Annotated in this window: 22 protein-coding genes and 2 pseudogenes; 11 read left to right on the forward strand and 13 right to left on the reverse strand. The window is 66.7% G+C overall.

The genetic code is table 11. From position 1 onward, the window contains the following. The first annotated feature begins 27 nt into the window (after positions 1 to 27). Positions 28 to 1,704 carry a GAF domain-containing sensor histidine kinase gene (locus MSM1_RS13585; protein ID WP_213444414.1) on the forward strand — a complete coding sequence of 559 codons (1,677 nt, stop codon included), beginning with the start codon at positions 28 to 30 and terminating at the stop codon, positions 1,702 to 1,704. Between the two features lie 67 nt (positions 1,705 to 1,771). Here the strand turns inward: MSM1_RS13585 and MSM1_RS13590 are convergent, their stop codons facing one another. Beyond that, on the reverse strand, positions 1,772 to 2,665 hold the full coding sequence (locus MSM1_RS13590) for a universal stress protein (RefSeq protein ID WP_213443140.1): 894 nt from the start codon (positions 2,663 to 2,665) through the stop codon (positions 1,772 to 1,774). A 262-nt stretch (positions 2,666 to 2,927) separates the two neighbouring features. Between MSM1_RS13590 and MSM1_RS13595 the strand changes: the two genes are divergently transcribed. Next, positions 2,928 to 3,965 (forward strand): nitroreductase family protein, encoded by a 1,038-nt coding sequence (locus MSM1_RS13595; RefSeq protein WP_213443142.1) that lies wholly within the window; start codon positions 2,928 to 2,930, stop codon positions 3,963 to 3,965. Here MSM1_RS13595 and MSM1_RS13600 read toward each other — a convergent pair. Then, on the reverse strand, positions 3,906 to 4,733 hold the full coding sequence (locus tag MSM1_RS13600) for a universal stress protein (RefSeq protein ID WP_213443144.1): 828 nt from the start codon (positions 4,731 to 4,733) through the stop codon (positions 3,906 to 3,908). The genes MSM1_RS13595 and MSM1_RS13600 overlap by 60 nt on opposite strands. A gap of 204 nt (positions 4,734 to 4,937) precedes the next feature. Between MSM1_RS13600 and MSM1_RS13605 the strand changes: the two genes are divergently transcribed. The 4 genes from MSM1_RS13605 (at position 4,938) to MSM1_RS13620 (ending at position 9,793) form a co-directional block, all read left to right on the forward strand. Beyond that, complete coding sequence (locus MSM1_RS13605) at positions 4,938 to 7,271, forward strand: nitric-oxide reductase large subunit (RefSeq protein ID WP_213443146.1); 2,334 nt, start codon at positions 4,938 to 4,940, stop codon at positions 7,269 to 7,271. A gap of 3 nt (positions 7,272 to 7,274) precedes the next feature. Continuing rightward, complete coding sequence (locus MSM1_RS13610; RefSeq protein ID WP_213443148.1) at positions 7,275 to 7,901, forward strand: hypothetical protein; 627 nt, start codon at positions 7,275 to 7,277, stop codon at positions 7,899 to 7,901. Continuing rightward, positions 7,898 to 8,695, forward strand: a complete 798-nt coding sequence (locus MSM1_RS13615) for a slipin family protein (RefSeq protein ID WP_213443150.1) — start codon at positions 7,898 to 7,900, stop codon at positions 8,693 to 8,695. The genes MSM1_RS13610 and MSM1_RS13615 overlap by 4 nt, the downstream gene beginning before the upstream one ends. A 117-nt stretch (positions 8,696 to 8,812) precedes the next feature. Continuing rightward, the gene (locus MSM1_RS13620) at positions 8,813 to 9,793 is read left to right on the forward strand and encodes an NAD(P)H nitroreductase (protein WP_213443152.1); all 981 of its coding nucleotides are present in this window, start codon (positions 8,813 to 8,815) and stop codon (positions 9,791 to 9,793) included. A 55-nt stretch (positions 9,794 to 9,848) separates the two neighbouring features. On the opposite strand, the gene MSM1_RS13625 is transcribed toward MSM1_RS13620, so the two are convergent. The 4 genes from MSM1_RS13625 to MSM1_RS13640 are packed head-to-tail and all read right to left on the reverse strand — an operon-like array spanning position 9,849 to position 13,641. After that, a complete protein-coding gene (locus tag MSM1_RS13625; protein ID WP_213443154.1) occupies positions 9,849 to 11,078 on the reverse strand; it encodes a dihydrolipoamide acetyltransferase family protein in 1,230 nt (409 codons plus the stop codon). Further along, on the reverse strand, positions 11,071 to 12,081 hold the full coding sequence (locus MSM1_RS13630; RefSeq protein ID WP_213443156.1) for an alpha-ketoacid dehydrogenase subunit beta: 1,011 nt from the start codon (positions 12,079 to 12,081) through the stop codon (positions 11,071 to 11,073). Before MSM1_RS13630 ends, MSM1_RS13625 begins: the two co-directional genes overlap by 8 nt. Next, positions 12,078 to 13,160 (reverse strand): pyruvate dehydrogenase (acetyl-transferring) E1 component subunit alpha, encoded by a 1,083-nt coding sequence (gene pdhA / locus MSM1_RS13635; RefSeq protein ID WP_213443158.1) that lies wholly within the window; start codon positions 13,158 to 13,160, stop codon positions 12,078 to 12,080. Before pdhA ends, MSM1_RS13630 begins: the two co-directional genes overlap by 4 nt. A gap of 31 nt (positions 13,161 to 13,191) precedes the next feature. Continuing rightward, positions 13,192 to 13,641, reverse strand: a complete 450-nt coding sequence (locus MSM1_RS13640; protein ID WP_213443161.1) for a CBS domain-containing protein — start codon at positions 13,639 to 13,641, stop codon at positions 13,192 to 13,194. A 302-nt stretch (positions 13,642 to 13,943) separates the two neighbouring features. Between MSM1_RS13640 and MSM1_RS13645 the strand changes: the two genes are divergently transcribed. Then, positions 13,944 to 14,384, forward strand: a complete 441-nt coding sequence (locus MSM1_RS13645; protein ID WP_213444416.1) for an OsmC family peroxiredoxin — start codon at positions 13,944 to 13,946, stop codon at positions 14,382 to 14,384. A 29-nt stretch (positions 14,385 to 14,413) separates the two neighbouring features. Here the strand turns inward: MSM1_RS13645 and MSM1_RS13650 are convergent, their stop codons facing one another. The 6 genes and pseudogenes from MSM1_RS13650 to MSM1_RS13670 all read right to left on the reverse strand — a co-directional run bounded on the left by MSM1_RS13650 (position 14,414) and on the right by MSM1_RS13670 (position 18,492). Next, the gene (locus tag MSM1_RS13650; RefSeq protein WP_307857395.1) at positions 14,414 to 14,893 is read right to left on the reverse strand and encodes a hemerythrin domain-containing protein; all 480 of its coding nucleotides are present in this window, start codon (positions 14,891 to 14,893) and stop codon (positions 14,414 to 14,416) included. A 147-nt stretch (positions 14,894 to 15,040) separates the two neighbouring features. Next, positions 15,041 to 15,367, reverse strand: a complete 327-nt coding sequence (locus tag MSM1_RS13655; protein ID WP_213443165.1) for a carboxymuconolactone decarboxylase family protein — start codon at positions 15,365 to 15,367, stop codon at positions 15,041 to 15,043. Positions 15,368 to 15,546: 179 nt separating this feature from the next. Then, positions 15,547 to 17,084 (reverse strand): annotated as a pseudogene (locus tag MSM1_RS22475) (aconitase family protein); the annotation flags it as partial. Further along, positions 17,047 to 17,367: a hypothetical protein gene (locus MSM1_RS22995; RefSeq protein ID WP_236056379.1), complete on the reverse strand. Its 321-nt coding sequence runs from the start codon at positions 17,365 to 17,367 to the stop codon at positions 17,047 to 17,049. The pseudogene MSM1_RS22475 and the gene MSM1_RS22995, both read right to left, overlap by 38 nt. Before the next feature lie 39 nt (positions 17,368 to 17,406). Beyond that, complete coding sequence (locus tag MSM1_RS13665) at positions 17,407 to 17,739, reverse strand: cupin domain-containing protein (RefSeq protein ID WP_213443167.1); 333 nt, start codon at positions 17,737 to 17,739, stop codon at positions 17,407 to 17,409. 36 nt (positions 17,740 to 17,775) lie between these two features. Next, the gene (locus MSM1_RS13670) at positions 17,776 to 18,492 is read right to left on the reverse strand and encodes a helix-turn-helix domain-containing protein (protein WP_307857396.1); all 717 of its coding nucleotides are present in this window, start codon (positions 18,490 to 18,492) and stop codon (positions 17,776 to 17,778) included. Between the two features lie 88 nt (positions 18,493 to 18,580). Between MSM1_RS13670 and MSM1_RS13675 the strand changes: the two are divergent. After that, positions 18,581 to 19,046: pseudogene (locus MSM1_RS13675) on the forward strand (hypothetical protein). A gap of 45 nt (positions 19,047 to 19,091) precedes the next feature. Next, positions 19,092 to 19,682 (forward strand): GTP cyclohydrolase I FolE, encoded by a 591-nt coding sequence (folE, locus tag MSM1_RS13680; RefSeq protein WP_213444419.1) that lies wholly within the window; start codon positions 19,092 to 19,094, stop codon positions 19,680 to 19,682. Positions 19,683 to 19,686: 4 nt separating this feature from the next. Here folE and MSM1_RS13685 read toward each other — a convergent pair whose 3' ends face one another. Further along, the gene (locus MSM1_RS13685; protein ID WP_213443171.1) at positions 19,687 to 20,919 is read right to left on the reverse strand and encodes an NAD(P)/FAD-dependent oxidoreductase; all 1,233 of its coding nucleotides are present in this window, start codon (positions 20,917 to 20,919) and stop codon (positions 19,687 to 19,689) included. Between the two features lie 691 nt (positions 20,920 to 21,610). Here MSM1_RS13685 and MSM1_RS13690 point away from each other — a divergent pair. Together MSM1_RS13690 and MSM1_RS13695 are read left to right on the forward strand one after the other, a co-directional pair. Beyond that, a complete protein-coding gene (locus tag MSM1_RS13690) occupies positions 21,611 to 23,335 on the forward strand; it encodes a molybdopterin-dependent oxidoreductase (RefSeq protein ID WP_307857419.1) in 1,725 nt (574 codons plus the stop codon). A 171-nt stretch (positions 23,336 to 23,506) separates the two neighbouring features. Next, complete coding sequence (locus MSM1_RS13695; RefSeq protein WP_213443176.1) at positions 23,507 to 23,857, forward strand: hypothetical protein; 351 nt, start codon at positions 23,507 to 23,509, stop codon at positions 23,855 to 23,857. The last annotated feature ends 493 nt before the right edge of the window (positions 23,858 to 24,350 follow it).

The following is a 24,350-nucleotide window of genomic DNA, read 5'->3' on the forward strand; positions in this document are numbered from 1 at the left end:
GCTGATCCCGGTGGTGAGGCGCATGCCATGCGGGAGGCGTTGTCGCAGCTGCGGCTGCGCGAGCTGCTGATCGAAGTTCAAGACCGCATCGAGCAGATCGTCGAGGAGCGCGACCGGCTCGACGGGTTTGTCGAGGCCATGCTGGTGATCGCCTCGGGCCTGGAGCTGGGCGCCACGCTGCGTGCGGTGGTGCACACCGCTAAGGAACTCGTCGACGCCCAATACGGGGCGCTGGGGGTGCGGGGGGAGGAGGGGCACAAGCTGGTCGAGTTCGTCTATGAGGGGATCGACGAAAAGACTCGTCAGCTTATCGGTCACCTGCCCGAAGGCCGCGGGGTGCTCGGGCTGCTGCTCGATGACCCCAAGCCGATCCGCTTGGACGACATCACCGCGCACCCGGCGGCGGTGGGATTTCCGCCGCATCACCCGCCGATGCGGGCTTTCCTCGGCGTTCCGGTGCGGGTCCGCGACAAGGTGTTCGGCAACTTGTATTTGGCGAAGACAACCAGCGTGCAGCCGTTCAGCCGGGATGACGAGGTGCTCGTTGAGGCCCTGGCCGCCGCCGCCGGGATCGCGATCGACAATGCGCGCCTCTACGAGCAATCCAGGGCTCAGCAGTCTTGGATCGAGGCGAGCCGTGACATCGTGACCAGGCTGCTGTCCGGCACCGACCCGGCGGACGTGTTTCGGCTCATCGCCGACACGGCGCTGAAATTGTCCAGCGCTCAAGCGACTTTCGTCGCGGTGCCGGCCGATGACGAGACGCCGCCCCCCGATGTCGATGAACTGCTGGTGGTCGAGACGGCCGGCGAACCGGGTGCGCTGACTCGGCTGGAGACGATACCGGTCGGCACAACGCCTGTCGGACAAGCTTTTCGGGACCGCACGCCACGGCGGGTTGACAGCCTGCAGATCGGTGCCGGAGAACCGTGGCCGTGTCCCGCTCTGGTGATACCTCTTCGCGCCCGTGACCGGGCCATCGGTGTGCTGGTTGCGCTCGGCCGCTGTGGCGCAAAGCCATTCGGCTCCGACGAGGAAGAGATGATAGCCGCCTTCGCCGACCGGGCAGCGCTCGCCTGGCAGCTGGCCGCGGCACAGCGCGTGGCGCGCGAGCGCGATGTGCTGGCCGACCGTGATCGTATCGCCCGAGACCTGCACGATCACGTCATCCAGCGCCTGTTCGCCGTGGGGCTCGGGCTGCAGGGAACCATCCCGCGGGCACGCTCACCCGAAGTGCAGCAACGGCTGTCGGAGTACGTCGATGATTTGCAAGCGGTCATTCAGGAAATCCGGACGACGATCTTCGACCTTCACGGGCCGGCTTCGGGAATGACCCGGCTGCGCCAGCGGCTCGACGAGGCCATCGCCCAGTTTTCGGATGCGGCGTTGCGCATCACGACGCAGTTCGTCGGGCCGCTCTCGGTGGTCGACGCGACCTTGGCGGATCACGCTGAAGCCGTTGTGCGCGAAGCGGTGAGCAACGCCGTGCGGCACGCTCACGCGACCACGCTCACCGTCACCGTCAAGGTCGACGACGACTTGACCATCGAAGTGGCTGATAACGGCCGGGGGATTCCCGAGAACATCACCGGCAGCGGCCTGGCCAATCTGCACCAGCGCGCCCAGCAGGCCGGCGGCAGCTTCACGGTCGAGAGTCCGCCGGCCGGAGGCACCGTGGTGCGATGGTCGGCGCCGTTACCCTAAGGCGACCAACAGCGCCCGAAATCTCCTTGGCCCGCCTGTTGGCCTCCTGCGACCGATTTGCGCTTGGCTATGTGGGTGATTCGCGTGCCACGATCACCGGCATGCGCGCGAACTGGGCGACCGTTTCGCTGACCGAACCCACCAGCATCCCGGCGAAGCCGCCCCGGCCGCGGCTACCGACCACGACCAGCTGAGCGTCCTCGGATCGCTCGATGAGTTGACGCGCCGGCTGATCGCGGACCACGACACGACGCACGCTCACATCGGGGTAACGTTCCCGCCAACCGGCCAGGCGCTCGGCGAGCACCTCTTCGGCCATCGGTTGTGTTGCCGGCCAGTCGATTCCCGGCCATTCGGAGACATCGGTATCGCTCCATGCGTGCAAAGCGACTAGCGCCACGTTGCGCCGCGAGGCCTCATCGAACGCGATCGCGGTGGCCAGCTCGGATGCCGACGAGCCGTCAATTCCGACCAACACCGGCGCCTGAGCGGGGTGGGGCATCAACGGATCCTCGTCGTGGACGATCCCCACCGGACAGGCCGCGTGGCGGATCAGCCCGGAACTGACCGACCCGAGCAGCCGGCCCGGCCACCTGCCCGTGCCGCGGGAGCCCGTCACCACCAACTCGGCGTTTTTGGACAGGTCGAGCAACGCGGGAACGGCCGGGGACGACAAGAGTTCGGTACGTACGCCGGCCGGTCCTCCCGACCGGCACGCCTCGGCAACGACCTTGGCCGCGTCATCGAGCAAGCGGCGGCCATGGTCTTGCTGCCATCGCGCCAAGCCGGGGGGCAACGGGACATCCAGCCAGGTAGCCAAGTTCGGAGAGACCGCGTGGACAAGCGTCAGCGGGAGGTGTCGCAACTCGGCATCGCGTGCCGCCCAATACACCGCCACCTTGGCCGCCGGTGAGTCGTCGACTCCGACGACGATGCCCACATCCGTGTTTCCCGACGGCATGCTTTCTCCGTTTCGCCCCAGATCGTCGCCGCAGTAATTCGGTTGCGACTTCGCAGAGCGTATCGCAGCGAGATACGCTGGCTTAGAGGGCATTCGTCACCGACCGGGGGGCCATTGGGCCCCAATGCAACGCTAATTCAGCGACAACCTGCGGTAGTCAAGAAGTCCTCTCAAGTGAGGTCTTTCTGCTCTAGGGACCCGGCAGCGGCCGCGGGATCCTGAATCAAGAGTGTTTGTTGGACTACAGAAAGCGGTCATGCCGATGAGCGCCTCGTTTCCGGACCGCGAAACGGTCGAGGCGGCCTTATCCCTGGCGATCCGGGCACCCTCGGTGCATAACACCCAGCCCTGGCGGTGGCGGGTGGGCGACGAAAGCCTGCACCTGTATGCCGACCCGGGCCGGCGTCTGCCCCGCACCGACCCCGACTGCCGGGATCTGATGTTGAGCTGCGGCATCGCCCTGCACCATTGCGTGGTCGCGTTGGCGGCTCTCGGCTGGCAAGCAAAAATCCACCGCCTACCCACCCCTGACGAGCCCGAACACCTTGCCGCCGTGGAGGTCTATCGCCAACCCGCCCACGAGCTCGATATCACGCTGGCGGCGGCGATCCCGCGGCGGCGCACCGACCGACGCCGTTACAGCTCGTGGCCCGTGCCTGCCAACGCCATCGTCCTGATGGGTGCGCGCGCCGCACGCGCCGGTGTGATGCTGCGCCAAATCGAGTCACTGCCCCGGTTGCAAAGCATTGTGGCGCAGGCAGTATGGCGGCATGCGAGGGATTACGATTACCTCACGGAGCTGACCACCTGGAGCGGGCGGTACGCGTCACTGGCCGGGGTGCCCGCCCGCAACACACCGGCACCCGACCCGGCCGCGCCGCTACCACCACGGCTGTTCGCCGGTCCTGCGCTGGCGCAGCCCCCGGGAACCGACCCCGCCGCCGACAACGCCGTGGTGTTGGCGCTGGGCACCAAAGACGACAGTCCGCTGGCGCGGCTGCGCGCCGGCGAGGCCACCAGCCTGGTGCTGCTGAGCGCGACCGCGCTCGGCTTGGCGAGTTGCCCGGTCACCGAGCCACTGCAGATCCCCGAAACACGAGATGCCGTGCGGGCCGAGGTCTTCGGGATGAGCGGGTTCCCGCAGATGCTGCTGCGCGTGGGTTGGGCCCCCGTCAACGCCGACCCGTTACCGGCGACTCCGCGGCGCCCACTAGGCGACGTGGTCGAATGGGTTGCCGGGTCAGGAACGGACGACAAGCACCGAGCACTCCGGTCGGCCGAGAATAGCCTGGCCGATTAGCTCGCCGACCTGATCCGCCTCAGAGCTGCCGATCACGGCAAGCTGGACCCGCTCCTCGTTGCCGGCGAGGAATTCGGTGATTCCGGTGCGCGCGCCAACGGGGTAGACGTGCACGCCGGGGTAGCGTCGGCCCCAGGCCCGCAGTCGGCTGTCCAGCTGGTCGGGTGCCTCGTGCCCGTCACCCGGCAGCTCCCCGATGGCAAGCACCGGCGCGTGGCGCCGCTGGGCTTCCTCCATCGCGTGCGCAATTACGTCGTCGGCGTCGGGGGAAGCCGTGGGGGAAGAGGCCTGGACCGAGACCACGATCCAGCCGCTATCCGCATCGGGCCGCCCCGTGCCACGGATGATGGCGACTGGACACCGGGCTGACCGCGCCAGCTCGGCGGCGGTGGATCCCAGCGGTCCGCGGGCGAAGCGCCCGATGCCCACCGAGCCGACACACACCATGTCGGCGTGGCGGGATTCGGCGATCAGCACGGCCACCGGACTGCCGCGTTCAATCACGGTCTCCACCGTGACGGGTTGCGCCACCGCCGCCACCGCAGCAGCGGCGCTGCGCAGCGCGGCCTCCCCGTATTCGAGTTCCAGGCGCTTGCCCTGCGCAGGCGGGGCCGCCTCCGGCTGGGCCCGGTCGGGGATCACATGGATCAGCCGCAGCGGGACATCGCGGCTAACGGCTTCATCGACCGCCCACTGCGCTGCGGCGAGAGCCGCTTGCGAGCCGTCGATCCCGACGACCACCGACCTGCGGGTATGCGCGTTGCTCATCTGTGTGCGGTTCCTTGGCTCACGGGGATCTGCGACAACGTCCACGCTATGCCGCGGCGCCGGCGGCGAATACCGCCCCCCGGCTCGCGGCTTCCCGCCGCTCCCCCGGCGGCCGAGCACGCGCCAGCGGTGCCACCGAATTTCGCGTGTCGACAATGAGTTAAATTCTGGGAACTGGGCCACTTGTCGGCGAAAGGACACGCGATGGCATCCGAGGCAGCGCAGGCACGGCACCCCGGGGCGGCAACCTCGCAACCGCTGATCGGCAAGGGCTGGATCCAGGGCGTGGCGCTGGTGCTGATCTTCGGTTTCCTGGTGATGGGCATCCTGGTCTATCGCACCTACAGCGCCTCGATGCCGCTGCCGGACAAGGTGGTCAGCCCGTCCGGTGAGGTGCTGTTCACCGGCCCGCAGATTACCCGCGGGCAGGAGCTCTACCAGGCTCACGGCCTGATGGAATACGGGTCGGTGCTCGGGCATGGCGCCTACCTCGGACCCGACTACACCGCGGAGTATCTGCGCCTGGCCACCGACGATGTCGCCGCCCAATGGCGCGCGGAGGGCGTGGCCGACCCGCGTGACCTGGTGGTCAGCGAATTTCGCACCAACCGCTACAACCCGAGCACCAAAACTCTGGTGTTCACCGACAAGCAGGCCCGGGCGTTTGACGACATTCGACGCCACTACGCGGCGTATTTCGGCGAGAACTCCACCAAATACGGCCTGCGGCCGCGAGCGATCACCGGCGAGGCTCAAATCCATGACTTGACAGCGTTTTTCGCATGGACTGCCTGGGCGTCGGCGGCGCTGCGGCCCGGCCATGACTACAGCTACACCAACAACTGGCCACCCGAGCAGCGGGTGGACAACGGTCCGACCGCGCAGCTGATCGTCTGGTCGGCGCTGTCGCTGGTCGCGCTGCTGGGCGGCATCGGGGTGATGTTGGCCGTCTATGGCCGCTGGAGCCAGCAGGTGGGCTGGCACAGCGCCGAGGCGACCACGTTGTCGTTTCGCGAGCCCGGCGAGGTGAGCCTGACCCCGGCGCAGCGGGCCGCGGTCTGGTTTTTCGCGATCGTGTCGGTACTGTTTTTCGCGCAGACCCTGCTGGGCGCGGCCGCCGAGCACTACCGGGCGGACCTGAGTAATTTCTTCGGGCTGGACCTGGCCCGGCTGCTGCCGTTCAACCTGGCGCGCACCTGGCATGTGCAGTTGACGTTGTTCTGGACCGCGGCCTCGTTTCTGGCCGGCGGCATCTTTCTGGTGCCCTTCATCGCGCGCCGTGAGCCGCGACGGCAGGCCTGGCTGGTCTACGGGTTGCTGGGCGCGGTCGCGGTGGTGGTCTTCGGCTCGCTGATCAGCGAGGCGCTGTCCATCTACGGCGTTATTCCGGCGGGAACGCTGTTCAGCCAGCAGTGGGAGTATCTGGATCTGCCGCGGCTGTGGCAGATCCTGCTGGTGGTCGGCATGTTTTTATGGATCGCGATCATCTGGCGGGGAATGCGGGCCCGGCTGCACGGGGAATCGAAGATGAACATGCCGTGGATGTTCTTCTTCGCCGGGTTGGCGATCCCGACGTTTTACACGATCGGGCTTTTGGCCAGCAGCGGCACCCACTACACGGCCGCCGACTTCTGGCGGTTCTGGGTGGTGCACCTGTGGGTCGAGGACTTTTTGGAGCTGTTTACCACGGTGATGGTGGCCTACATCTTCGTTTTGCTGGGGGTGGTGCGCGAACGGGTCGCGCTGGGCGTGATCTACCTGGACATCATCTTGTACTCGGCCGGCGGGGTGATCGGCACCATGCATCACCTGTATTTCTCCGGCACCCCGGTGGAGCACATGGCGCTGGGGGCGTTCTTTTCGGCCGCCGAGGTGATTCCGCTGACCTTCCTGACGGTGGAGGCGTGGGCGTTTCTGCAGCTGGGGTCGCGCCAGCAGGCCGGCGACGCCCGGCCGTTCCCGCACCGCTGGGCGGTGATGTTCCTGGTCGCGGTCGGATTCTGGAACTTCTTGGGCGCGGGAATCTTCGGGTTTTTGATCAACCTGCCGGTGGTGTCTTACTACCAGATCGGCACCGCGCTGACCGCTAACCACGGGCATGCGGCGATGATGGGGGTGTATGGAATGCTCGCCGTCGGGCTGGCGATGTTCGCGTTCCGCTACGTGATCCCGCCGGAGAAGTGGCCGGAGAAATGGGCGCGACTGTGCTTCTGGTCGCTGAACATCGGCTTGGCCTGGATGGTGTTCGCCACCCTGCTACCGTTGGGGGTGCTGCAGCTGTATCACGCGGTCAACGACGGCTATTTCGAGGCGCGGTCGCTGGGTTATATCACCAGGCCGGGCAATGCGTTGCTGGAGTGGATGCGATTGCCCGGCGATGTGATCTTCATCGCCGGCGGCGTGGTGCCGTTCATGTGGATCGCGTGGACGGCCCTGCGTAATTTCCGCTCGGGATCAACCGCCCGGGAATTGCCCGAGCATCCGCTGTACACCGAGGCCGGCGCCCGCGCCGGCGCGGCGGCCCCGGCGAAGGAGTGAGGCATGGGCGCACCCGCGGTGTCGGTGTGGCTGGTCAGCGGGTACGCGCTGGCTCTGGTCGCGCTGGGGTGGGGCTTCGACGAGATGGCGCGCCGGATTTCGCGGCGCGCCGCGCGGTGGCGCACCGGTGGTTTTCGCTACCACCCGGATCACGACGCCTGGGTGTGCCCGCAGGACCACTGGCTGTGGCCGACATCGTTCGATCCGGCGCACCGGGTGCTGCGCTACCGGGCGTCGCCGGTGGTGTGCAACAGCTGCCCGGTCAAGCCCGCCTGTACGACGTCGGATCACGGCCGGGAGATCAGCCGCGAGATCGATCCGTGGCCGCATTCGGACGCGGGCCGCTTCCACCGCGGTATCGCCTGCTCGGTGGCCGGCCTGGGCGTGGTGATGCCGCTGGCGATGCTGATCGGTCACCACGGGACCGCCGACGCGCTGCTGCTGCTCGTCACCGTCTTGGTGGTGCTGATTGCGGGACTGCCGCTGGCGCGGCACCTGTGGGATACGCCGTCGAACGCGCCCGAGCATCTGCCGCACCGCAACGGCCTGGAGGATCAGGCCGCCGCCGCCATCGACCGGTACTCCACCCGCTGGGGCGGCGGGTGGGAGGATCCGAAAGATCGACGGTGAGCGCCGTGGTGATCGGCGTGGCCGCCACGGCGGTGGCGGTGTTGGTCGCGTTGTCGTTCGTCGCACTGGTAGTGCTGCGCGAATACGAGCGCGGGGTGGTGTTTCGGATGGGTCACATCAGGCCGCTGTACGGGCCCGGCCTGAGGCTTCTGATTCCGTTGGTGGATAAGATGATCCGCGTCGACCAACGGGTTGTCACGCTGACCATCCCGCCGCAAGAGGTGATCACCCGCGACAACGTGCCCGCCCGGGTGAACGCCGTGGTGATGTTTCAGGTGGTGGATCCGCTGAAAGCGATTCTCGCGGTGGAGAATTATGCGGTCGCTACCTCGCAGATCGCCCAGACGACGCTACGGTCGCTGCTTGGCAGGGCCGACCTGGACACCCTGCTGGCGCACCGGGAAGATCTCAACACCGACCTGCGGGCCGTCATCGAAAAGCAGACCGAGCCCTGGGGGGTGCAAGTGCGGGTGGTCGAGATCAAAGACGTCGAGATCCCCGAGTCGATGCAGCGGGCGATGGCCCGCGAAGCCGAGGCTGAACGGGAACGCCGAGCTAAAGTCATCAACGCCCGCGGGGAGCTGCAGGCCTCCGAGGAACTGCGTGAAGCCGCCGAAACGTTGTCGAAAAACCCGGCATCGCTTCAATTGCGCTATTTGCAAACCCTGCTGGAGCTGGGCGCGGACCAGAACTCGACCGTGGTGTTTCCGCTGCCGGTCGACATCATCACCCCGTTTTTGAGACACCCCGAAGTGTTACACGACATCGCCGGTGCGATAATCGAACGTCGTTGAGCCGTAGTCGGGCCCTCAGCCGAACAGGGCCCAATGGCATTGCGCCGAGGACCAATTGCCCTGCCGCCGCGGCCGGTTTCGGAGGAAACTTACGGCAGGCGAGAATCGGAGGTCCAGATGGCTGCCACGAGCCCGGCGATTGACGTCATCAAAGATGGGGTGCGGTTGGCCTGCCGCGCGCCGTCGCATTATAACGCCCAGCCGTGGCTGTGGGTCCTGGCGGGCGCCGCGGTCCACCTGCTTTTGGACCCGAGCCGGGTGATGACCTCCGACGGGTCGGGCCGGCAGGCGGTGATCGGTTGCGGCGCGGCGCTGGATCACCTTCGGGTGGCGATGGCCGCATCCGGCTGGCAGGCACAGATCGACCGGTTCCCGGATCCCACGGATCCGAATCATCTGGCGTCGGTTCGCTTCATTCCGGCGCGGCCTGTGACCGCCGCGCAGCGCCACCGCGCCGACGCGATTTTAATGCGTCGCACCGACCGGTTGCCGTTCATGGCACCCAGCGACTGGCAAGCGCTCGAGCCGCTGCTGCGCACGGCCGTCGACGGCGATACCGTGCAGTTAGACGTGCTGCCCGAGGACATGCGCTCGTGCCTGGCGGACGCCTCCCGCCTCGCCGATTCGCTGCGCCTTTATGACTCCACCTATCATAACGAACTTTCCTGGTGGACAGCGCCTTTCGAAGCATCAGAGGGCATCCCGTACAGTTCGCTGGTGTCGGCGGCCGAGGGTGAGCGGGTTGACGTGCGGCGGGAGTTCCCGGTGGCGCACCATGCCGAGAGGCGCACCGAAGTCGCGGAAGACAACTCGACGATTCTGCTGCTATCCACCGGCGAGGACAGCCGCGCCGCCGCATTGGCCACCGGAGAAGCCCTCTCCGGCGTTCTGCTGGAATGCACAATGGCCGGCCTGGCCACCTGCCCGGTAACCCACATCACCGAGCTGCAGGTCACCCGGGAGATGATCGAGGCGTGCCTGGGGCGCGACACCATGCCCCAAATCTTCATCCGCGTGGGCGTGGCGCCCGCCACCGAAGAGCCGCCGCCCCCAACGCCGCGGCGGCCACTCGACGAGGTGCTGCGGGTGCAGGATTGACGGCCGGTGGCGCGGGTGGGGGGATGCGCGGATGCTCGGCCGCCTACCGCAGCGCTCACAACACGATGCGGGTGGGGTGCTGCAGCAGCGTGGTCAGATCGGCGAGAAACTGCGCGCCGGTGGCGCCGTCGAGGACGCGATGGTCGATGGCCAGGGTAAGCGCCAGGGTGGTGCCTACGGTCAACCGGCCGTCGCGGACGATGGGACTCTCGGTCGCCGCGCCCACCGCCAGGATGGCCGCCTGCGGCGGATTGATGACGGCGGTGAACTGGTCGACACCGTACATGCCGAGGTTGCTGATGGTGAAGGTCGCGCCGCTGATCTCCTCGAGCGAAAGCCGGCCGCTGCGGGCGCGTTCCGCCAGCGCGTGGGCCTCGCGGCTGAGCTGGGAGAGGGTCTTGCGGTCGGCGTCATGCAGAACCGGGACAATCAGCCCGTCGGCCACGGCGACGGCCACACCGATGTGGACGCGGCGATGGCGCAGCAGCCGGGTCTCGCCCCAGGAGGAGTTGACCTCGGGATGCGTGATGAGCGCCTGAGCGCACGCTTTGACCAGCAGGTCGGTGACGCTGACCTTGATGCCCGTGGCCGCCAGCTCGGCGTTGATCTGGGAGCGAAAGGCCAGCAAAGCGTCGGCATGCACGACGCGGGTGAGATAGAAGTGCGGTGCCTGGCGGGCGCTTTCGGCAAGGCGCTGGGCGGTGAGCCGGCGCACCCGGGTCAACGGAATCTCCTCGGTGTCCGGGCCCGCCTGGGCCGGCGGTGTCACGGGCGCTGGCCGGGCTGCCGGCTGAGCGGCGGACGCCGCGGCGATCGCCTTGTCGATATCGGCACGGATGATCCGCCCCTCGGGGCCGCTGCCAGTGATGGTGGCCAGGTCGATCCCGTGCTCGCGGGCCAGCCGGCGCACCAGCGGGGTCGCGCGCACCGCCGTGTCGGCGGGTGCGGGGCCCGGCGGGGGCGCGGCGGGCGGGGCCGATCGCGGTGCGGTGGGTGCGCCCGGTGCGGCGGGGGCCGATGGGGTTTCGGCGGCGGCCCCGGGCGCGCCCATGGTCGAGTCGATCACCGCGATGGGGGTGCCGATCGGCACGGTGGTGCCTTCAGCCACCAGGATCCGGGTGAGGATTCCCTCGTCGTAGGCCTCCAGCTCCATGGTGGCCTTGTCGGTTTCGATCTCGGCTAGCACGTCGCCCTTGTGCACCGGGTCGCCTTGGTGTTTGAGCCAGCTGCCGATGACTCCCTCTTGCATGGTGTCCGACAAACGGGGCATCAGCACCTCAGGCATGGGTTACCTCCGGGGCGGAAAACCCGCTGGCGTCAAGGGTTTCGTGGATGACGCGGGTCAGCGCGGCGGCGTCGGGCAAGGCGGCCAATTCCAGCGGTTTGGCATAGGGCAGCGGAACTTCGGCAGCCGCGACGCGCCGGATCGGGGCATCCAAATAGTCAAAGGCGCCCTCGGCGATGGTGGCGGCGACCTCCGCGCCCACACCGTAAGACAGCCAATCGTCTTCGAGCACCACGGCCCGGCTGGTCTTGCGCACCGAGGCGCAGATGGTGGCCCGGTCCAGCGGGCGCAGGCTGCGCAGGTCGATCACCTCCACCGAGATGCCGTCGGCCTGGAGCCGCTCGGCCACACCCAGGGCGACGACGGCGGCGCGGGAATAGGCGACGACGGTGATGTCGGTACCGGGTTTCATCACCGCGGCGGTACCGATATCGACCACGTGCTCGCCGTCGGGCACCTCACCGGTGGTGTTGTACAACGCGAGGTTCTCCACCACGAGCACCGGGTCATCGTCGCGGATGGCCGCGGTCAGCAGGCCCTTGGCATCGGCTGGGGTGGCCGGCGCGACCACCTTCAATCCCGGCACGTGGGCATACCAGACTTCCAGGTTCTGCGAGTGGGTGGCGGCCAACTGCTGGCCGCCACCGCCGGGGGTGCGGATCACCAGCGGTACCCGCGTTTGCCCGGCGAACATCGCGTGCATCTTCGCGGCGTGGTTGACGATCTGGTCGATGGCCAGCAGGCTGAAGTTGATCGTCATGATCTCCACGACCGGGCGCAGACCCAGCATGGCCGCGCCGATCGCCGCGCCGACGAAGCCCTCCTCACAGATGGGGGTGTCGCGCACCCGGCGCGGGCCAAACTCGGCCAGCAGCCCGGCGGTGATCTTGTAGGAGCCCTCGAAGACGCCGATTTCCTCGCCGATGAGCAGCACGTTCTCGTCGCGCAGCAACTCCGCGCGCAGCGTGTCGTGCAGCGCCTGGCGGTAGCTGATCAGCGTCATGCGGGCACCACCGGGTCGCCGGGCCGGCCGCGGTAGAGGTTGGCCACCGGGGTGGCGTACAGGCCGTCGAACAGCGATTCCACCGCGGGCGCCGGGGCGCGGTCGGCGTCGTCGATGGCCTGGGCGACGGTCTGCTCGACCTCGGCGTCGATTGCCGCTGCGCTGTCGGCGTCGAGCACACCGGCGTCGATGAGCCGCGCCCGAAACGCCGGCACCGGGTCGGCGGCGCGCAGCCGCTGTTTGTCTTCCTCGCTGCGGTAGCGGTCCGGGTCAACCACCGAGTGCCCGCGCAGCCGTTCGCTGACGGCTTCCAGCAGCATCGGCTGGTGCTCGGCGCGGGCGCGATCCAGCGCCCCGCGGGCGGCGTCCCGCACGGCCAGCACGTCGTTGCCGTCTACGCGCTGCCCGGGAATGCGGTAGGAGCAGCCGCGCTTGTACAGCTCCGGCTCAGCGGAGGCGGCCTCGACCGGCGTGCCCATGCCCAGGCCGTTGTTGACAACGACGTACACGATGGGCAGTCGCCACACGGCGGCGAGGTTGAGGCACTCGTGAAAGGCGCCGATATTGGTCGCGCCGTCGCCGAGCAAGCACATCACGGCGTCGCAATCCGGGCCCGGGTCATTGTGGTAGGCCAGTGCGAGCGCGGCCCCGGTGGCCGGCGGAATCTGGCCGCCGACGATGGCGTAGCCGCCCAGCAGCCGGTGGGCCGCGTCGAACAGGTGCATGGAACCTCCCCGCCCGCCGGACAGACCGGTGGCACGCCCGAAGAGCTCGGCCATGACGCGGGCGGGTTCGGCGCCGCGGGCCAGGGCATAGCCGTGATCGCGATAGGTCGCGAACAGGTAATCGGTGGGCCGCAGCGCCGCCATCAGCCCGACGACGGTGGCTTCCTCGCCGAGATTGAGGTGGCAGTACCCGCCAATCTTGGCTTTGGTGTACATCTCCGCGGCGCGCTGCTCAAAGACGCGGACCAGCATCATCTGCCGGTAGTACCCCCGCAGCACCGCCGGTTCTTCGCGCAGCGAGTGCTCACCGGTCCTGGCCGCTGAGCTCGCCGCTGTTGGTGAAGTCTCGACCATGCGCATGTCTCCTACTGTTCGGCCCGCGCGGCTAACTCCCGGGAGAGGGCTCGTGGAGCGTGAACCGCTCGCTTCCGGCGCCGCATTTGGGGCAGGACCGCGGCGGCTGCGGGCCGCGCGCCGCCTCCCCGCAGACCTGGCAGACCCATTCCGGGACCAGCAGCGCCACCACGTCGCCGCGGCTGACGATGCCGATGAGGCGGGTCCCGGCCAGCACCGGAACTCGATGGATCCGCCGTTCGACGAGCAGGTGCCGCACATCGTCGACGTCGGTGTCCTCGGTGACGCTGATCACCGTCGAGGACATCACCTCGGCGGCGGTGGCGCCCCGGCGGGCGAGCAGGTCGTATTCGCTCAGCAGCCCGACCACCGCACCGAAGGCGTCCACCACCGGCACGCCGCTGATTCCGTGCTCCCGCAAGACCGCGGCCACCACGGGCGGGGGTGTGTCCGCTGCGACGGTCACCACCGGGGTGGTCATAATCTCCTTCACCTTCACCGGGCCGCTCCCCGCCCGACGGCCGCCATCACATCGTCGCCGTGGGCCCGCACCCACGACTCATGGCGATCATCGGGATTGCCCGCCGTGCCCATGTCCATGATCGTAATTCCTCGTAATTCCCTGGCTGGCGAACGGCTGCCAGGCTCTTACCCGCGCATGACCTTTTCCGGCTCCAGGAACCGGCGATGGAAACATTTATACAATTAACATTGTATAAATGTTATATTTGGAGCAGTGCCATCCGGTTGGCGCGCCCGAAGAGCGTTAACGAGGAGACGATGATGAGCATCGCGGAGCGGACCATGAAGGTCACCTGGGAGGGCACCCTGGGCTCGGGCTTGGGCAAGCTGTCGGAGGGGAGCAGTGGCGCGCTGGATGGCCTGGAGGTGACCTGGGCCGCCCGGACCGAAGAACCCGGCGGAAAGACCAGCCCGGAGGAGCTGTTGGCGGCGGCGCATTCGTCGTGCTTCGCAATGGCGTTGGCGCTGAAGTTAGGTGAGAACAATACGCCCCCGCAGCGGATGGCGGTTACCTCCACGGTGACCCTGGCCGAGGTCGACGGCCTGCCGACGATCACCACGTCCCGGCTGACCGTCAGAGCCCAGGTGGCGGGTCTCGACGATGCGGGGTTCGCCGCCGCGGTGGATCAGGCCGCCGCGTTGTGTCCGGTGTCGCGGTTATTCGCGGGTGCGCACGTCAGCGTCGATGCCAGGCTCGGTTGAGCGGCCGGGGCAGCCGGCACCAGGACGTCTCAGCCTGCCTGCTGGCACACCCAGCCGTCGGGGATGCGGCCGGTTTCGAGGAAGCGGGCCAATTCCTCGCGCGTGGGCGCCGGCACAACGGTATCGGCGTGGGGATAGATGACCGGCTCTTCTTTCGAGTTGTGCTGATAAAGCTGGTCCAGCAGCCGATGGCAAGCATCCCGCAACCGTTCGCCGTCGGCCCCGTCAGCGAGCAGATCGTCGAGGATATCCATGGTCTGCCATAGTTCGCCGTGCTCGCGCAGCATCACAAAGATCGGCATCACCATGCCGGCCTCGCGGATCGGCGGAAACAGGAAGACCTCTTCGAGGTAGATATGACGACGCAACGCCTCCAGTGCCCCAACCAGCCCCTGCGGCGCGACGGTGTCGCCGTCGAGCTTCCGAACGAAAGCCTCTATCCCATTGTCGATGTCGCGATGCTCCTGTTCCAGGATGGCGGATAGGGCTCGGTGGGCTCGGTCGGGCACTTCCCAACTCCTTTCGCTTCGTGCGGCGAAGGGGGCTCTGCCGCCAGAGCTGACCATGGTTGTTATAAAGCGTTTTGAGAAAGCACGAATTCCATTCGAAGGGCCGGCGGGAGCAGGGTGTCGGCTTGTCATGCGCGGCCCGCTGGGTTATTCAGCAAGTTCTTCTAAGGCCAGTGTGGCGTGGGCGTAGGCGGCTCCGGCGCGCATCTCGGAGGCGACCCAGATGGCCTCCATGATCTCTTGGTCGCTATTTCCTTTGCGGCGGGCGAGGCGGGTGTGCCCCCGAATGCAGTACGGGCATTGGGTGGTATGAGCAACGGCGACGGCGATGAGTTGTTTGGTCTTCTCCGGTAGGGCGCCCTCGGCGAACACCGAGCGGCTGAACGCCTCGAACGCGTCGTGGGTGTGCGGGGCGAGTTCCTTGCGGCGTTGATGAACCTCCGGAGTGGTGGGGTGATACATCCCCTCGGCCATGAGACTTCTCCTTATCTGGGTTTCTTCGCAGTGTCGTTAGCCGGCTCGCGGTGAATGGCCCCTCGCCATCATGTTCGGCACAAGCTGTTTTGCACAAGCATTGTTGGAGAAATATACCGCACCGCGCCTGGGGTTGGGAAGGCGATGAGCGGAAGTGACGCGACACCCCAGGGCTTTTCGAGCACTGTGCGCAGCACATACGGCATGATTCCGCCGTGGCGGTAGTAATCGGCTTCGCCCGGGGTGTCGATACGCCCCACCGCGTCGAACTCCACGTCTCCGGCGCGCACATGCGCGGTGTGCGGTACCGAGTCGTTCAGGGCGCTGACACCGGTGATGTGAAAGGTCTCTTCGCCGGTCAGCCCAAGGGTATCGGCGCTTTGGCCGCCGGGGAATTGCAGCGGCGGCACCCCCATGTCGACCAGGTTCGAGCGGTGCATGCGCTCATGGGATTCGGCGATCACCGCGCGTATCCCGGGCAGGGCAGTACCTTTGGCGGCCCAGTCGCGGGAGGATCCGGAGCCGTATTCTTTGCCGGCGAGAATCACCAGCGGCGTGCCGGCCCGGCTGTAGTGCGCCGCCGCGTCGTGGATTGTCACGATCGGGCCGAGCGGCTCGGTGAAGTCGCGTGTCCACCCGCCTTCGTGTCGGGCGCGAGCTGGTTGCGCAGCCGGATGTTGGCAAAGGTGCCGCGGATCATCACCTCGTGATTACCGCGCCGCGACCCATAGGAATTGAAATCCTTGCGCTCAATACCGTGTTCCAACAGGTACTTTCCGGCAGGGGAGTCAGCTGTGCTGGATATCCCGCCGGGCTGATGTGGTCGGTGGTCACCGAGTCGCCCAGCGTGGCCGGCACGCGGGCGCCGACGATATCGGTGACCGGCTCGGGCTGACGGCTCATGCCGTCGAAGTAGGGTGGTTTGACCACATACGTTGATACCGGATCCCATTGGAAGGTAGCACTTTTAGGTATTGGCAGTGAACGCCAGCGCTCGTCGCCGCTGAACACGCCGGCGTAGTCCTTGGTGAGCATGCCGGCTTTGAGGTACGAGTCGATGACGTCGGTGATCTCGGCGGTCGTGGGCCAGATGTCGCGCAGATAGACCGGCTCGCCGGTGCCGGCGACACCCGGCGGGTCGGACAGCAGATTGGTGTGCAGGGTCCCGGCGAGCGCGTAGGCGACGACCAGGGGTGGGGAGGCCAGGAAGTTCATCTTGGTCTCCGGGTAGCTTATCCAGATACGGTGTCAGGCCGGCTTTTTCGTAGTAGTCAGTGACGACACGGGAGCCCGGGGCCAGGGAGGTTTTTGAGGTGTTGGCGCGGCACCCCCAGCCCGTTGACCCATCGGGCTATGCGAATCGGTGCCCACCAGGGTGTCCGGGTAGGCCAGCGTCCCCCGGTCCGTCATGGGTGAACACGACCCGGGCCGGGCATTCCAAATTCACCTGGTGGCAGATGCCGGTGTCCGGCGGCACCACACTGAAGTCGGCGAACGCCTGCTGGGCCCGCCGCAGCAGCTGGTAGCGCTCGCCGTTGCGCTTGAACTCCAGCTCGGCGTTGATCCAAAACGCGTCCGGGCGCCCGAAAACATCCCCGATCACCGAATGGTCGATCACCAACTCGGTGAGACAGCGCGGATTGATTCGCTGTGTGTCACCACCGAGTTGACCAATGGCGTCACCCATCGCAACCAGGTCCACCACGCGCGGAACCCCGGTGACGTCTTGCATCAGCACCCGGGCCGGGGTGGATGCGATCTCGCGGCCGCGCGGCCATCGGATCCCAGGCCGCCAGTGCGCGAATCTGTTCGCCGGTGACCAGCCGACCGTCCTCGTTGCGCAGCAGGTTCTCCAGCAGGATCTTCAGGCTGTACGGTAACCGTTCGGAGCCCTCGATGCGGTCCAGGCGATGGATCCGGTCGGTGGTGCCGTCGACGGCAAGCGTGCCACGCGCCGCAGCTGCCCACGGCTGTCGGCCGGCGGGTGAGATCGCCGTCATGCGCCGGCAGCCTCGGGATTCCCACGTTGGCCCTATTGCCTATGGCCGTTTGGCCACGGTCAGCAGGATGGCTGAGTCCTCGAAGGCGTCGAGACGGTGTTTGGCGTTAGGAATCACCAGGAGGTCTCCCGCTCTGGCGATCCATTCGATGTCGCCGGCGGTGAGGCGAACACGACCGGTCAGCACCTGCAAGGTCGCCTCACCCGGATTGTCGTGATCGGTACGCGCATGTCCTTCGCGCAGGGCGATGACGGTCTGGCGCAGGACTTGCTCATGGCCGCCGAAGACCGTGGACGCGCTGCGCCCGCTACGTTCGGTTGCGGCCCGATCCAGCTGCTCTCGAGCCAAAGCCGTGAGAGAGAACTTCTTCATGTGCGAGATTCACCTTCCCGAATCGGCCGTGGGTGCTCAGCCACCCGACCCGCGCGCCTTGGCCGCGCCGCGTGACGGTTTGCTCCGAGGGTGCTCGGGGGCGCGCACCACGACACAGCAGCGACCGTTGCGAGGCGCCAGGGCCGCCCGGTCGGGCCGATCGCCGACGGCTTCGAGTACCCCCCGGATGAGCTGCAGGTTGAGCCCGCAGACCAACTCGGTGTGTTCGCGTGCGAGCCGATCGAACGGACAGTTGCGCAATTCGATACCGCCTCCAGATGTTTCGACGGGCTCATACCCACACTCGCGCAGCGCGGAGAGCACCCCCCGGCCTGCCCTGGTGGCCCGCCCGGCCCGCTGCGCCGCGGCTGCCACCGCGGCGCGCATCGAGTCCGAGTCGCCGACGGCTATCGCGTTGGCAAGAAGCTCGGCCAGCAGCCCGTAATTGCGCGGCGGCACGCCGGCCCACAGCTCCTGTTGCGCGCGCAGGTACCGCTTGGCGGGGCGTCCCGCCCCGGGGCCCGACCGACCAGCCGGTCGGGCATAACTGACGGTGAGAATCCCCGCGTCAGCCAGTTTGTCGAGGTGATAGGCGGCAAGTTTGTGGCTGATGCCGGCCGCGGCCGCCGCGTCATCGCGGGCCACCGGTTCGTCACAGGATGCAACGTATTCATACAGCCGGCGCCGCAGCGGGTCGGCCAAACTGCTCAGCCGGGCCACGGCGTCAAGGTCAGCACCAGCACCGATCTTCACTCTCTCAATGTAATGCCGATCGCCGTTGACAAGTGGGCTTGCGCGTCGCAGTCTAACACATATAGATATTAGTGTTAGAGGAGGCACGATGACCGTCGCCCGAACACGCGATGCCGCCGACATCTGGCAGCGCATCCGCCGCGACCCCGCCTACGCCGCGTTCTGGCTCTTGCGCATCGGTTTTGTGGTGCTGCCGATCTGGATGGGCCTCGACAAGTTTCATGAAAGTTCTCTACCCCCAGTGGCCGGAAGCCCTGGCTCCATGGATCGTCGATCTCGCCAAAGGCGCCGGGTTGACCGCGCAGGCGGTGATGTACATCGTCGGCGCCATCGAGATCGTCGCCGGTATCGCGGTGGCGGTCAAACCGCGCTATGCGGCCTACGCGGTCGCCGCGTGGCTGGCGGCCATCATCGTCAATTTACTGACATACCCGTGCTGTTATGACATCGCGCTGCGTGACTTCGGTCTCTTGATCGCAGCGCTGGCGCTGGCTTGGCTCAGCGTGGTCTACGACCGCCCAGGGCTTTCCGGGGCGCCGCGCGGACAGCGATAACACGTGACCACGCTGGAGCAAAGGAATAACCACAACACTTCCCATCTGGCGCTAAGGCACGCCGAGTTCGCGGTCCCGAACCTCTCCGCCGCCGAGCAGGCGGCGGAGTTCCTTCGCGCGCTCGGTGTGCCGGTGGATCGCGAGCACTTACGTGCTACCCCACGGCGCATGGCGTCGGCCTATGCCGAACTGGTCACCGCCGAACCGTTTGAGGCCACTACCTTCCCCAACGACGAGGGTTACGACGAACTGGTGTTGGCGCGCGATATCCCGCTTCGCTCGCTCTGTGAGCACCATATGCTGCCGTTTACCGGGACCGCTTGTGTCGGGTATCTTCCCGGCGATCGCATCCTCGGGCTATCGAAACTCGCCCGGGTCGTCGAGCATTTCGCCTGCCGCCCTCAGGTGCAGGAGCGTTTGACCAAACAGATTGCCGACTGGCTCACCGAGCACCTTCATCCGCGCGCAGTCGGTGTTGTGATCCGCGCCGAACACACGTGTATGACGTTGCGCGGCATCGAGGCGACCGGCTCGACCACACTCACCTCGGCCATGCTCGGCAGCTTGCGCACCGATGCTCGGTGCCGAAACGAGTTCTTCGCTCTTGCGGGTATCGGCACGGGTATCGGCCGGTGACCCGTCAGCTGATCAGCTCATTCAGCGAGGTGTTCGGGTCGGCCAGCCGGTCGGGGTCGATCGGGTTTTGCCCGCGGATCAGGCTTTTCACGTCATCGATGACGTCCCAGATATTGACGTTCATCCCGGCCAGCACCCGATCGTCGGCGTCGAGCCAGAACGCGATGAACTCGCGGGCGGCGACGTCGCCACGGAATACCACCCGCCGGTAGCTGGGTGCGTGGCCGACGTATTCCATGCCGAGGTCGTACTGATCGGTGAAAAAATAGGGAAGTTCACTGTATTCGGCTGGCTTGCCAAGCATTCCGGCCGCCGCTACCGCGGGCTGTTTGAGCGCGTTAGCCCAGTGTTCGGTGCGAATCCGGGTGCGCAGCAGTGGGTGCTGGGCTGCTGCGATATCGCCGACCGCGTAGATGTCGGGATCGCTGGTCGCAAGCGACGCGTCGACCAGTACACCGCCGTCGCCAATCGCCAGCCCTGCCTGCCGGGCGAGTTCGATGTTGGGTTGTGCGCCCACCGCCACCAGCACCGCGTCGGCGCTGATCTGCGATCCGTCGGTGAGTCGAAGGCCGGTGGCTTTGCCGTTGGTGGTGCTGATCTCGGCGACCTGTGCCTGCAGCCGCAGGTCAACGTCGTGCCCGCGGTGCAGTTCGGCAAACACCTCGCCGAGCTCTTCGCCGAGCGCGGCCAAAAGCGGCAGTTTGGCCTGCTCGACCACGCTCACGGCGACACCGCGCTGCCGGGCGCTGGCGGCAACCTCGAGCCCGATCCAGCCGGCGCCAACCACTGCGAGCGAAGAGCCCTGGGTCAGCGCAGAATCCAGCGATGACGCATCGCCGATTGTCCGCAGATAATGGACTTTTTCGGCGTCGGCTCCTGGTATCGGCGGGCGCCGGGGCCGAGAGCCGGTGGCCAGCAGCAGCTTGTCATAGCGGACGGTCGTGTCGTCGGCGAGGCCGACTATGTGCGTGGATGGATCCACGGACTCGACGCGCACACCGAGCCGCAGATCGACATCATGCTGGCGATACCAGTCAGCGTCGTGCACGGTGATATCGGCGAGCGTCTTCTTACCGGCGAGGAATTCCTTGGACAGCACAGGCCGCTCATAGGGCAGCTGCTCCTCCTCGCTGAAGAGGACGATTTGGCCGTCGAAGTCATTGTTGCGCAGGGCTTCTGCCGCTTTAGCACCGGCCAGGCCGCCGCCGACGATGACGAACGTGGAAGGACTTGACATGACGGCTGCTCCGTTCCATGGCGCGAAAGCGTGAGCCGAACGCCACCGAAGGGGCAGCGCTGCGGCACCGATGTCGGGCTACAGACTACCCGGCGCGGCGCCGGGCCGGAAGGCGCGCATGATAACCGCTCTTGATAACCAACAGTGCCCGGCTTCTCGCCGTGGGAATCACTCACCGCCGGTTCATCATCGCCGGTTCTGGTCCGGCACTGACCCCGCGAGCTGGCGCTCACGGACTTGGCCGGGGTCGCAGCGTGGTCATCGCCAGGCCCGGCGGACCGAAGCGATCGGCTCCCTGGCTCATTTCGTCAACGGGCAAAGCGTCGGGCTGGGCTATTACGTCGTGGCGCGCATCGTCTCCGGCGCGCTGATAGCGGAATTAGCCGCCTTCGCTGGCTGCGGGCGACATCGCCGGCGGGCCTTCCGCTTGCCATATTTGACGGATATTATCCATTAATATTATCCGGCGATGGTCGCGGGAGGTCGCCGAGCCCCAGCGGGATGGCCGTCAGGGAGAGGACACACTCGTGATATCCGCGCGCCGGCTCGCCGGCGCGCCGGGCGTTGTAGGGAGATGCGCGTGAAACGCCAGGAAAGCGAACACACCGAGGAGATTCAGCAGGTCAATTGGCCGGGAACCGTTGACGTCTCGGCACAGCCCGCACTGCACGGCGACGCGGAGCTCGTGGAGGTGGAGCTGGAGTCCTATAGCGAAGAGATCCACCCCGCCGATGATCACATCGATTTGCAGACCTACGGTGGCGGCTTTGATCTTTCCCGACGGGCCAGCGCGCCCAAGCTGCGGGTGGGCCGCGACAAGTGGTTTAACCTGCTGTGGCTGATCCCGATCGGTTACGCGTTGCTGGTCGCGGCCGTCGCGATCGGCAAGGGCCTGCACAACATGCCTGCGGTGCAGGCGTTTATCCAGCGCTACCCGGGCACCGACACGCGTGGTGTTCCGGCGGGCATCCACCCCTGGGAGGGGTGGACGCATTTTTTCAACCTGTTTTTGATGGTGTTTATCATCCGCTCCGGGATTCAGATCCTCTGCGATCACCCGCGGCTGTACTTCAGCCGCAACTGCACCCCGGGCAAGGACGAGTGGCTGCGGGTGGGCCCGCCCGTGCCGGAGGGTTACTGGACCGCCAACGACGACACGGTCGCGCTGCCTCCGCAATTCGGCCTGCCCGGATTCCGGCACTCCATCGGGCTGGCCCGCTGGTGGCATTTGGGTGCCGATGTGCTGTGGCTGCTCAACGGGCTGGTGTTCTACGTGTTGCTCTTCGCCACCGGCCAGTGGCGCCATGTGGTGCCCACCAGCTGGGACGTTTTCCCCAACGCGGCGTCGGTGGCGATTCAGTACCTGTCGCTGGACTGGCCAACGGATAACGGATGGGTCGCCTACAACGGCTTGCAGTTGCTGGTGTATTTCACCACGATCTTCATCGCGGCGCCGGCGGCGCTGATCACCGGGCTGGGAATGTCCCCGGCGCTGTCGATGCGCCTCACCGTGATCAGCAAGCGGCTGAGCATCCAGCATGCACGCTCGCTGCACTTTTTGGTGCTGGTCTATTTCATCTTCTTCATCATCGTGCACGTCACACTGGTGTTCGCGACCAGCGCGCTGCGCAACCTCAACCACATGTTCGCCGCCCGCGACGACAACGGCTGGGTGGGATTCGGGGTTTTTTCGCTGGCCATGGTGGTGACGGCCGTGGGTTGGGTGGCGGCCACCCCGTTCACGATCCGGCACCCCCGGGTGGTGCAGCGGGTGGGTGACGCGCTGATCGGGCCCGTGCAGCGCCTCCTGGAACACCTCAACCCCGAGCCGGGCGCCTTCACCGAAAAGGACATCTCGCCCTACTTCTGGCACAACGGCCGCCTGCCCGACAGCGTCGAGTACAAAGAGCTGGAAAAGAACGACTTTCGTGATTGGCGGCTGCGGGTCTACGGCCTGGTGGAAAACCCGACCGAGTTCTCGCTTGCCGAACTAAAAGCGCTGCCCTATCACGAGCAGATCACCCAGCATTTCTGCATCCAGGCATGGTCGGGTGTGGCGAAATGGGGTGGGGTCTCGATGCAGACGATCATGGACATCGTCAAACCGCTGCCGGAGGCCAAATGGGTCGCGTTCTATTCCATGGGGCTCGGCGCCACCGGCGGCATCTACTACAACGTGCACCCCATCAAACAGATGAGCCACCACCTGACCATGCTGGCCTACAACATGAACGACGAACCCTTGAGCTACGGCCACGGGGCACCATTGCGGTTGCGCAACGAACTCCAGCACGGGTTCAAACAAGTCAAGTGGATCAAAGGGATCGAGTTCCTTGCCCACTATTCCGAAATCGGCAGTGGGCACGGCGGATACAGTGAAGACCACAAGTTCTTCGGACGCCATCAAACCCTCTAACGAGGCTAATGACGCCAGCCTCGAGCCGCCGAGGCGAGTGGCTGGGTTGCCGGTCTCGACTGGGACGGGCGGCCCGGCAACGTGACTCGAATTATTGGGCGCAAGCCTCGCCATTTATGGCTATGGCGGGGTGCGCCCACCTCGTGTTTTGCCGGGCGTAGCCCGGCAGCGATGTCGGGTCGCCGCGGTGAAGAGCGGCACAGCGAGCTCGCCGAGATCGAGGCGTTGATCGCGGCCGGGAAAGTGTCGGCGACCCGGGTCGCGCGCACCGTGATCGACGGTCGTGATACCTACCGCATGCAGGTGGTGTGTGCTGGGCGCCCGCCCCGCCGCCACCGGGTCGGTAAGGGCACGGTGTCGTACACCGCGCCGGCTCACCGGGCTGCTTCACCCGCGGCGGCCATTCGACAGGCCGCTGCGACTGGCGGCAGCGCTCGGCGGCGGCGCGGCGGGCCGCGGCACGGGTGGGCGAGTCGCATCGCGGCCTGGCTGCCCACCGTGCCACGTTGCATGGGGCGCTGAGCAACCGGTTGTTGGGCCACAGCGCCGATATCGTATGTGAACGCGTGGGTTACCTGTCGTGGCAGAAGAACTTCCCGCGCAGTGCGCGCGACCGGGCACCGGGGTTGCTGGTGGAGTGATGCGCCGCACGGCTGAAAGCGCCGGCGGCCAACGGCTCTTCGAGTACAGCCCATACACCACTGCCTTGTCGCAAACCTGTTTGTGCGGGAACCGCCAGAAAAGCCGCTTTCGCAACGGGTGCATCGCTGTGAGTGCGGCATCACTGACGATCGGGACCTGTTGTCGGCCTACCTGGGACGACACGTCCACACCGCGGTCGATGGTCTCGACCGGCTGGACTTGCAGGCAGCCAATATTGGCTGGGGGCATCGTCAGGACGTCGACGAGCCGCCGAGGTCCAGCCGTGGTGCGCAAGCACGCAAGCGGCGAGGCCGCAGGCAGCCGCCCCTCGCGGAGGTCCGTGGCGCGCATCAAAGCCCGGCGTCAAGCCAAA

The organism is Mycobacterium sp. SM1 (assembly GCF_018361265.1).
GTDB lineage: Bacteria > Actinomycetota > Actinomycetes > Mycobacteriales > Mycobacteriaceae > Mycobacterium.

Excerpts from the sequence above, each read along its gene's own strand:
- MSM1_RS13620 (WP_213443152.1), top strand. The coding sequence starts at position 8,813 with ATGGCTGCCACGAGCCCGGCGATTGACGTCATCAAAGATGGGGTGCGG.
- MSM1_RS13585 (WP_213444414.1), top strand. The coding sequence starts at position 28 with ATGCGGGAGGCGTTGTCGCAGCTGCGGCTGCGCGAGCTGCTGATCGAA.
- MSM1_RS13605 (WP_213443146.1), top strand. The coding sequence starts at position 4,938 with ATGGCATCCGAGGCAGCGCAGGCACGGCACCCCGGGGCGGCAACCTCG.
- MSM1_RS13645 (WP_213444416.1), top strand. The coding sequence starts at position 13,944 with ATGAGCATCGCGGAGCGGACCATGAAGGTCACCTGGGAGGGCACCCTG.
- MSM1_RS13590 (WP_213443140.1), bottom strand. The coding sequence starts at position 2,665 with ATGCCGTCGGGAAACACGGATGTGGGCATCGTCGTCGGAGTCGACGAC.
- pdhA (WP_213443158.1), bottom strand. The coding sequence starts at position 13,160 with ATGGTCGAGACTTCACCAACAGCGGCGAGCTCAGCGGCCAGGACCGGT.
- MSM1_RS22995 (WP_236056379.1), bottom strand. The coding sequence starts at position 17,367 with ATGACGGCGATCTCACCCGCCGGCCGACAGCCGTGGGCAGCTGCGGCG.
- MSM1_RS13640 (WP_213443161.1), bottom strand. The coding sequence starts at position 13,641 with ATGACCACCCCGGTGGTGACCGTCGCAGCGGACACACCCCCGCCCGTG.
- MSM1_RS13665 (WP_213443167.1), bottom strand. The coding sequence starts at position 17,739 with ATGAAGAAGTTCTCTCTCACGGCTTTGGCTCGAGAGCAGCTGGATCGG.
- MSM1_RS13630 (WP_213443156.1), bottom strand. The coding sequence starts at position 12,081 with ATGACGCTGATCAGCTACCGCCAGGCGCTGCACGACACGCTGCGCGCG.
- MSM1_RS13625 (WP_213443154.1), bottom strand. The coding sequence starts at position 11,078 with ATGCCTGAGGTGCTGATGCCCCGTTTGTCGGACACCATGCAAGAGGGA.
- MSM1_RS13695 (WP_213443176.1), top strand. The coding sequence starts at position 23,507 with ATGTCGGGTCGCCGCGGTGAAGAGCGGCACAGCGAGCTCGCCGAGATC.
- MSM1_RS13600 (WP_213443144.1), bottom strand. The coding sequence starts at position 4,733 with ATGAGCAACGCGCATACCCGCAGGTCGGTGGTCGTCGGGATCGACGGC.
- MSM1_RS13655 (WP_213443165.1), bottom strand. The coding sequence starts at position 15,367 with ATGGCCGAGGGGATGTATCACCCCACCACTCCGGAGGTTCATCAACGC.
- MSM1_RS13685 (WP_213443171.1), bottom strand. The coding sequence starts at position 20,919 with ATGTCAAGTCCTTCCACGTTCGTCATCGTCGGCGGCGGCCTGGCCGGT.
- MSM1_RS13595 (WP_213443142.1), top strand. The coding sequence starts at position 2,928 with ATGAGCGCCTCGTTTCCGGACCGCGAAACGGTCGAGGCGGCCTTATCC.
- MSM1_RS13610 (WP_213443148.1), top strand. The coding sequence starts at position 7,275 with ATGGGCGCACCCGCGGTGTCGGTGTGGCTGGTCAGCGGGTACGCGCTG.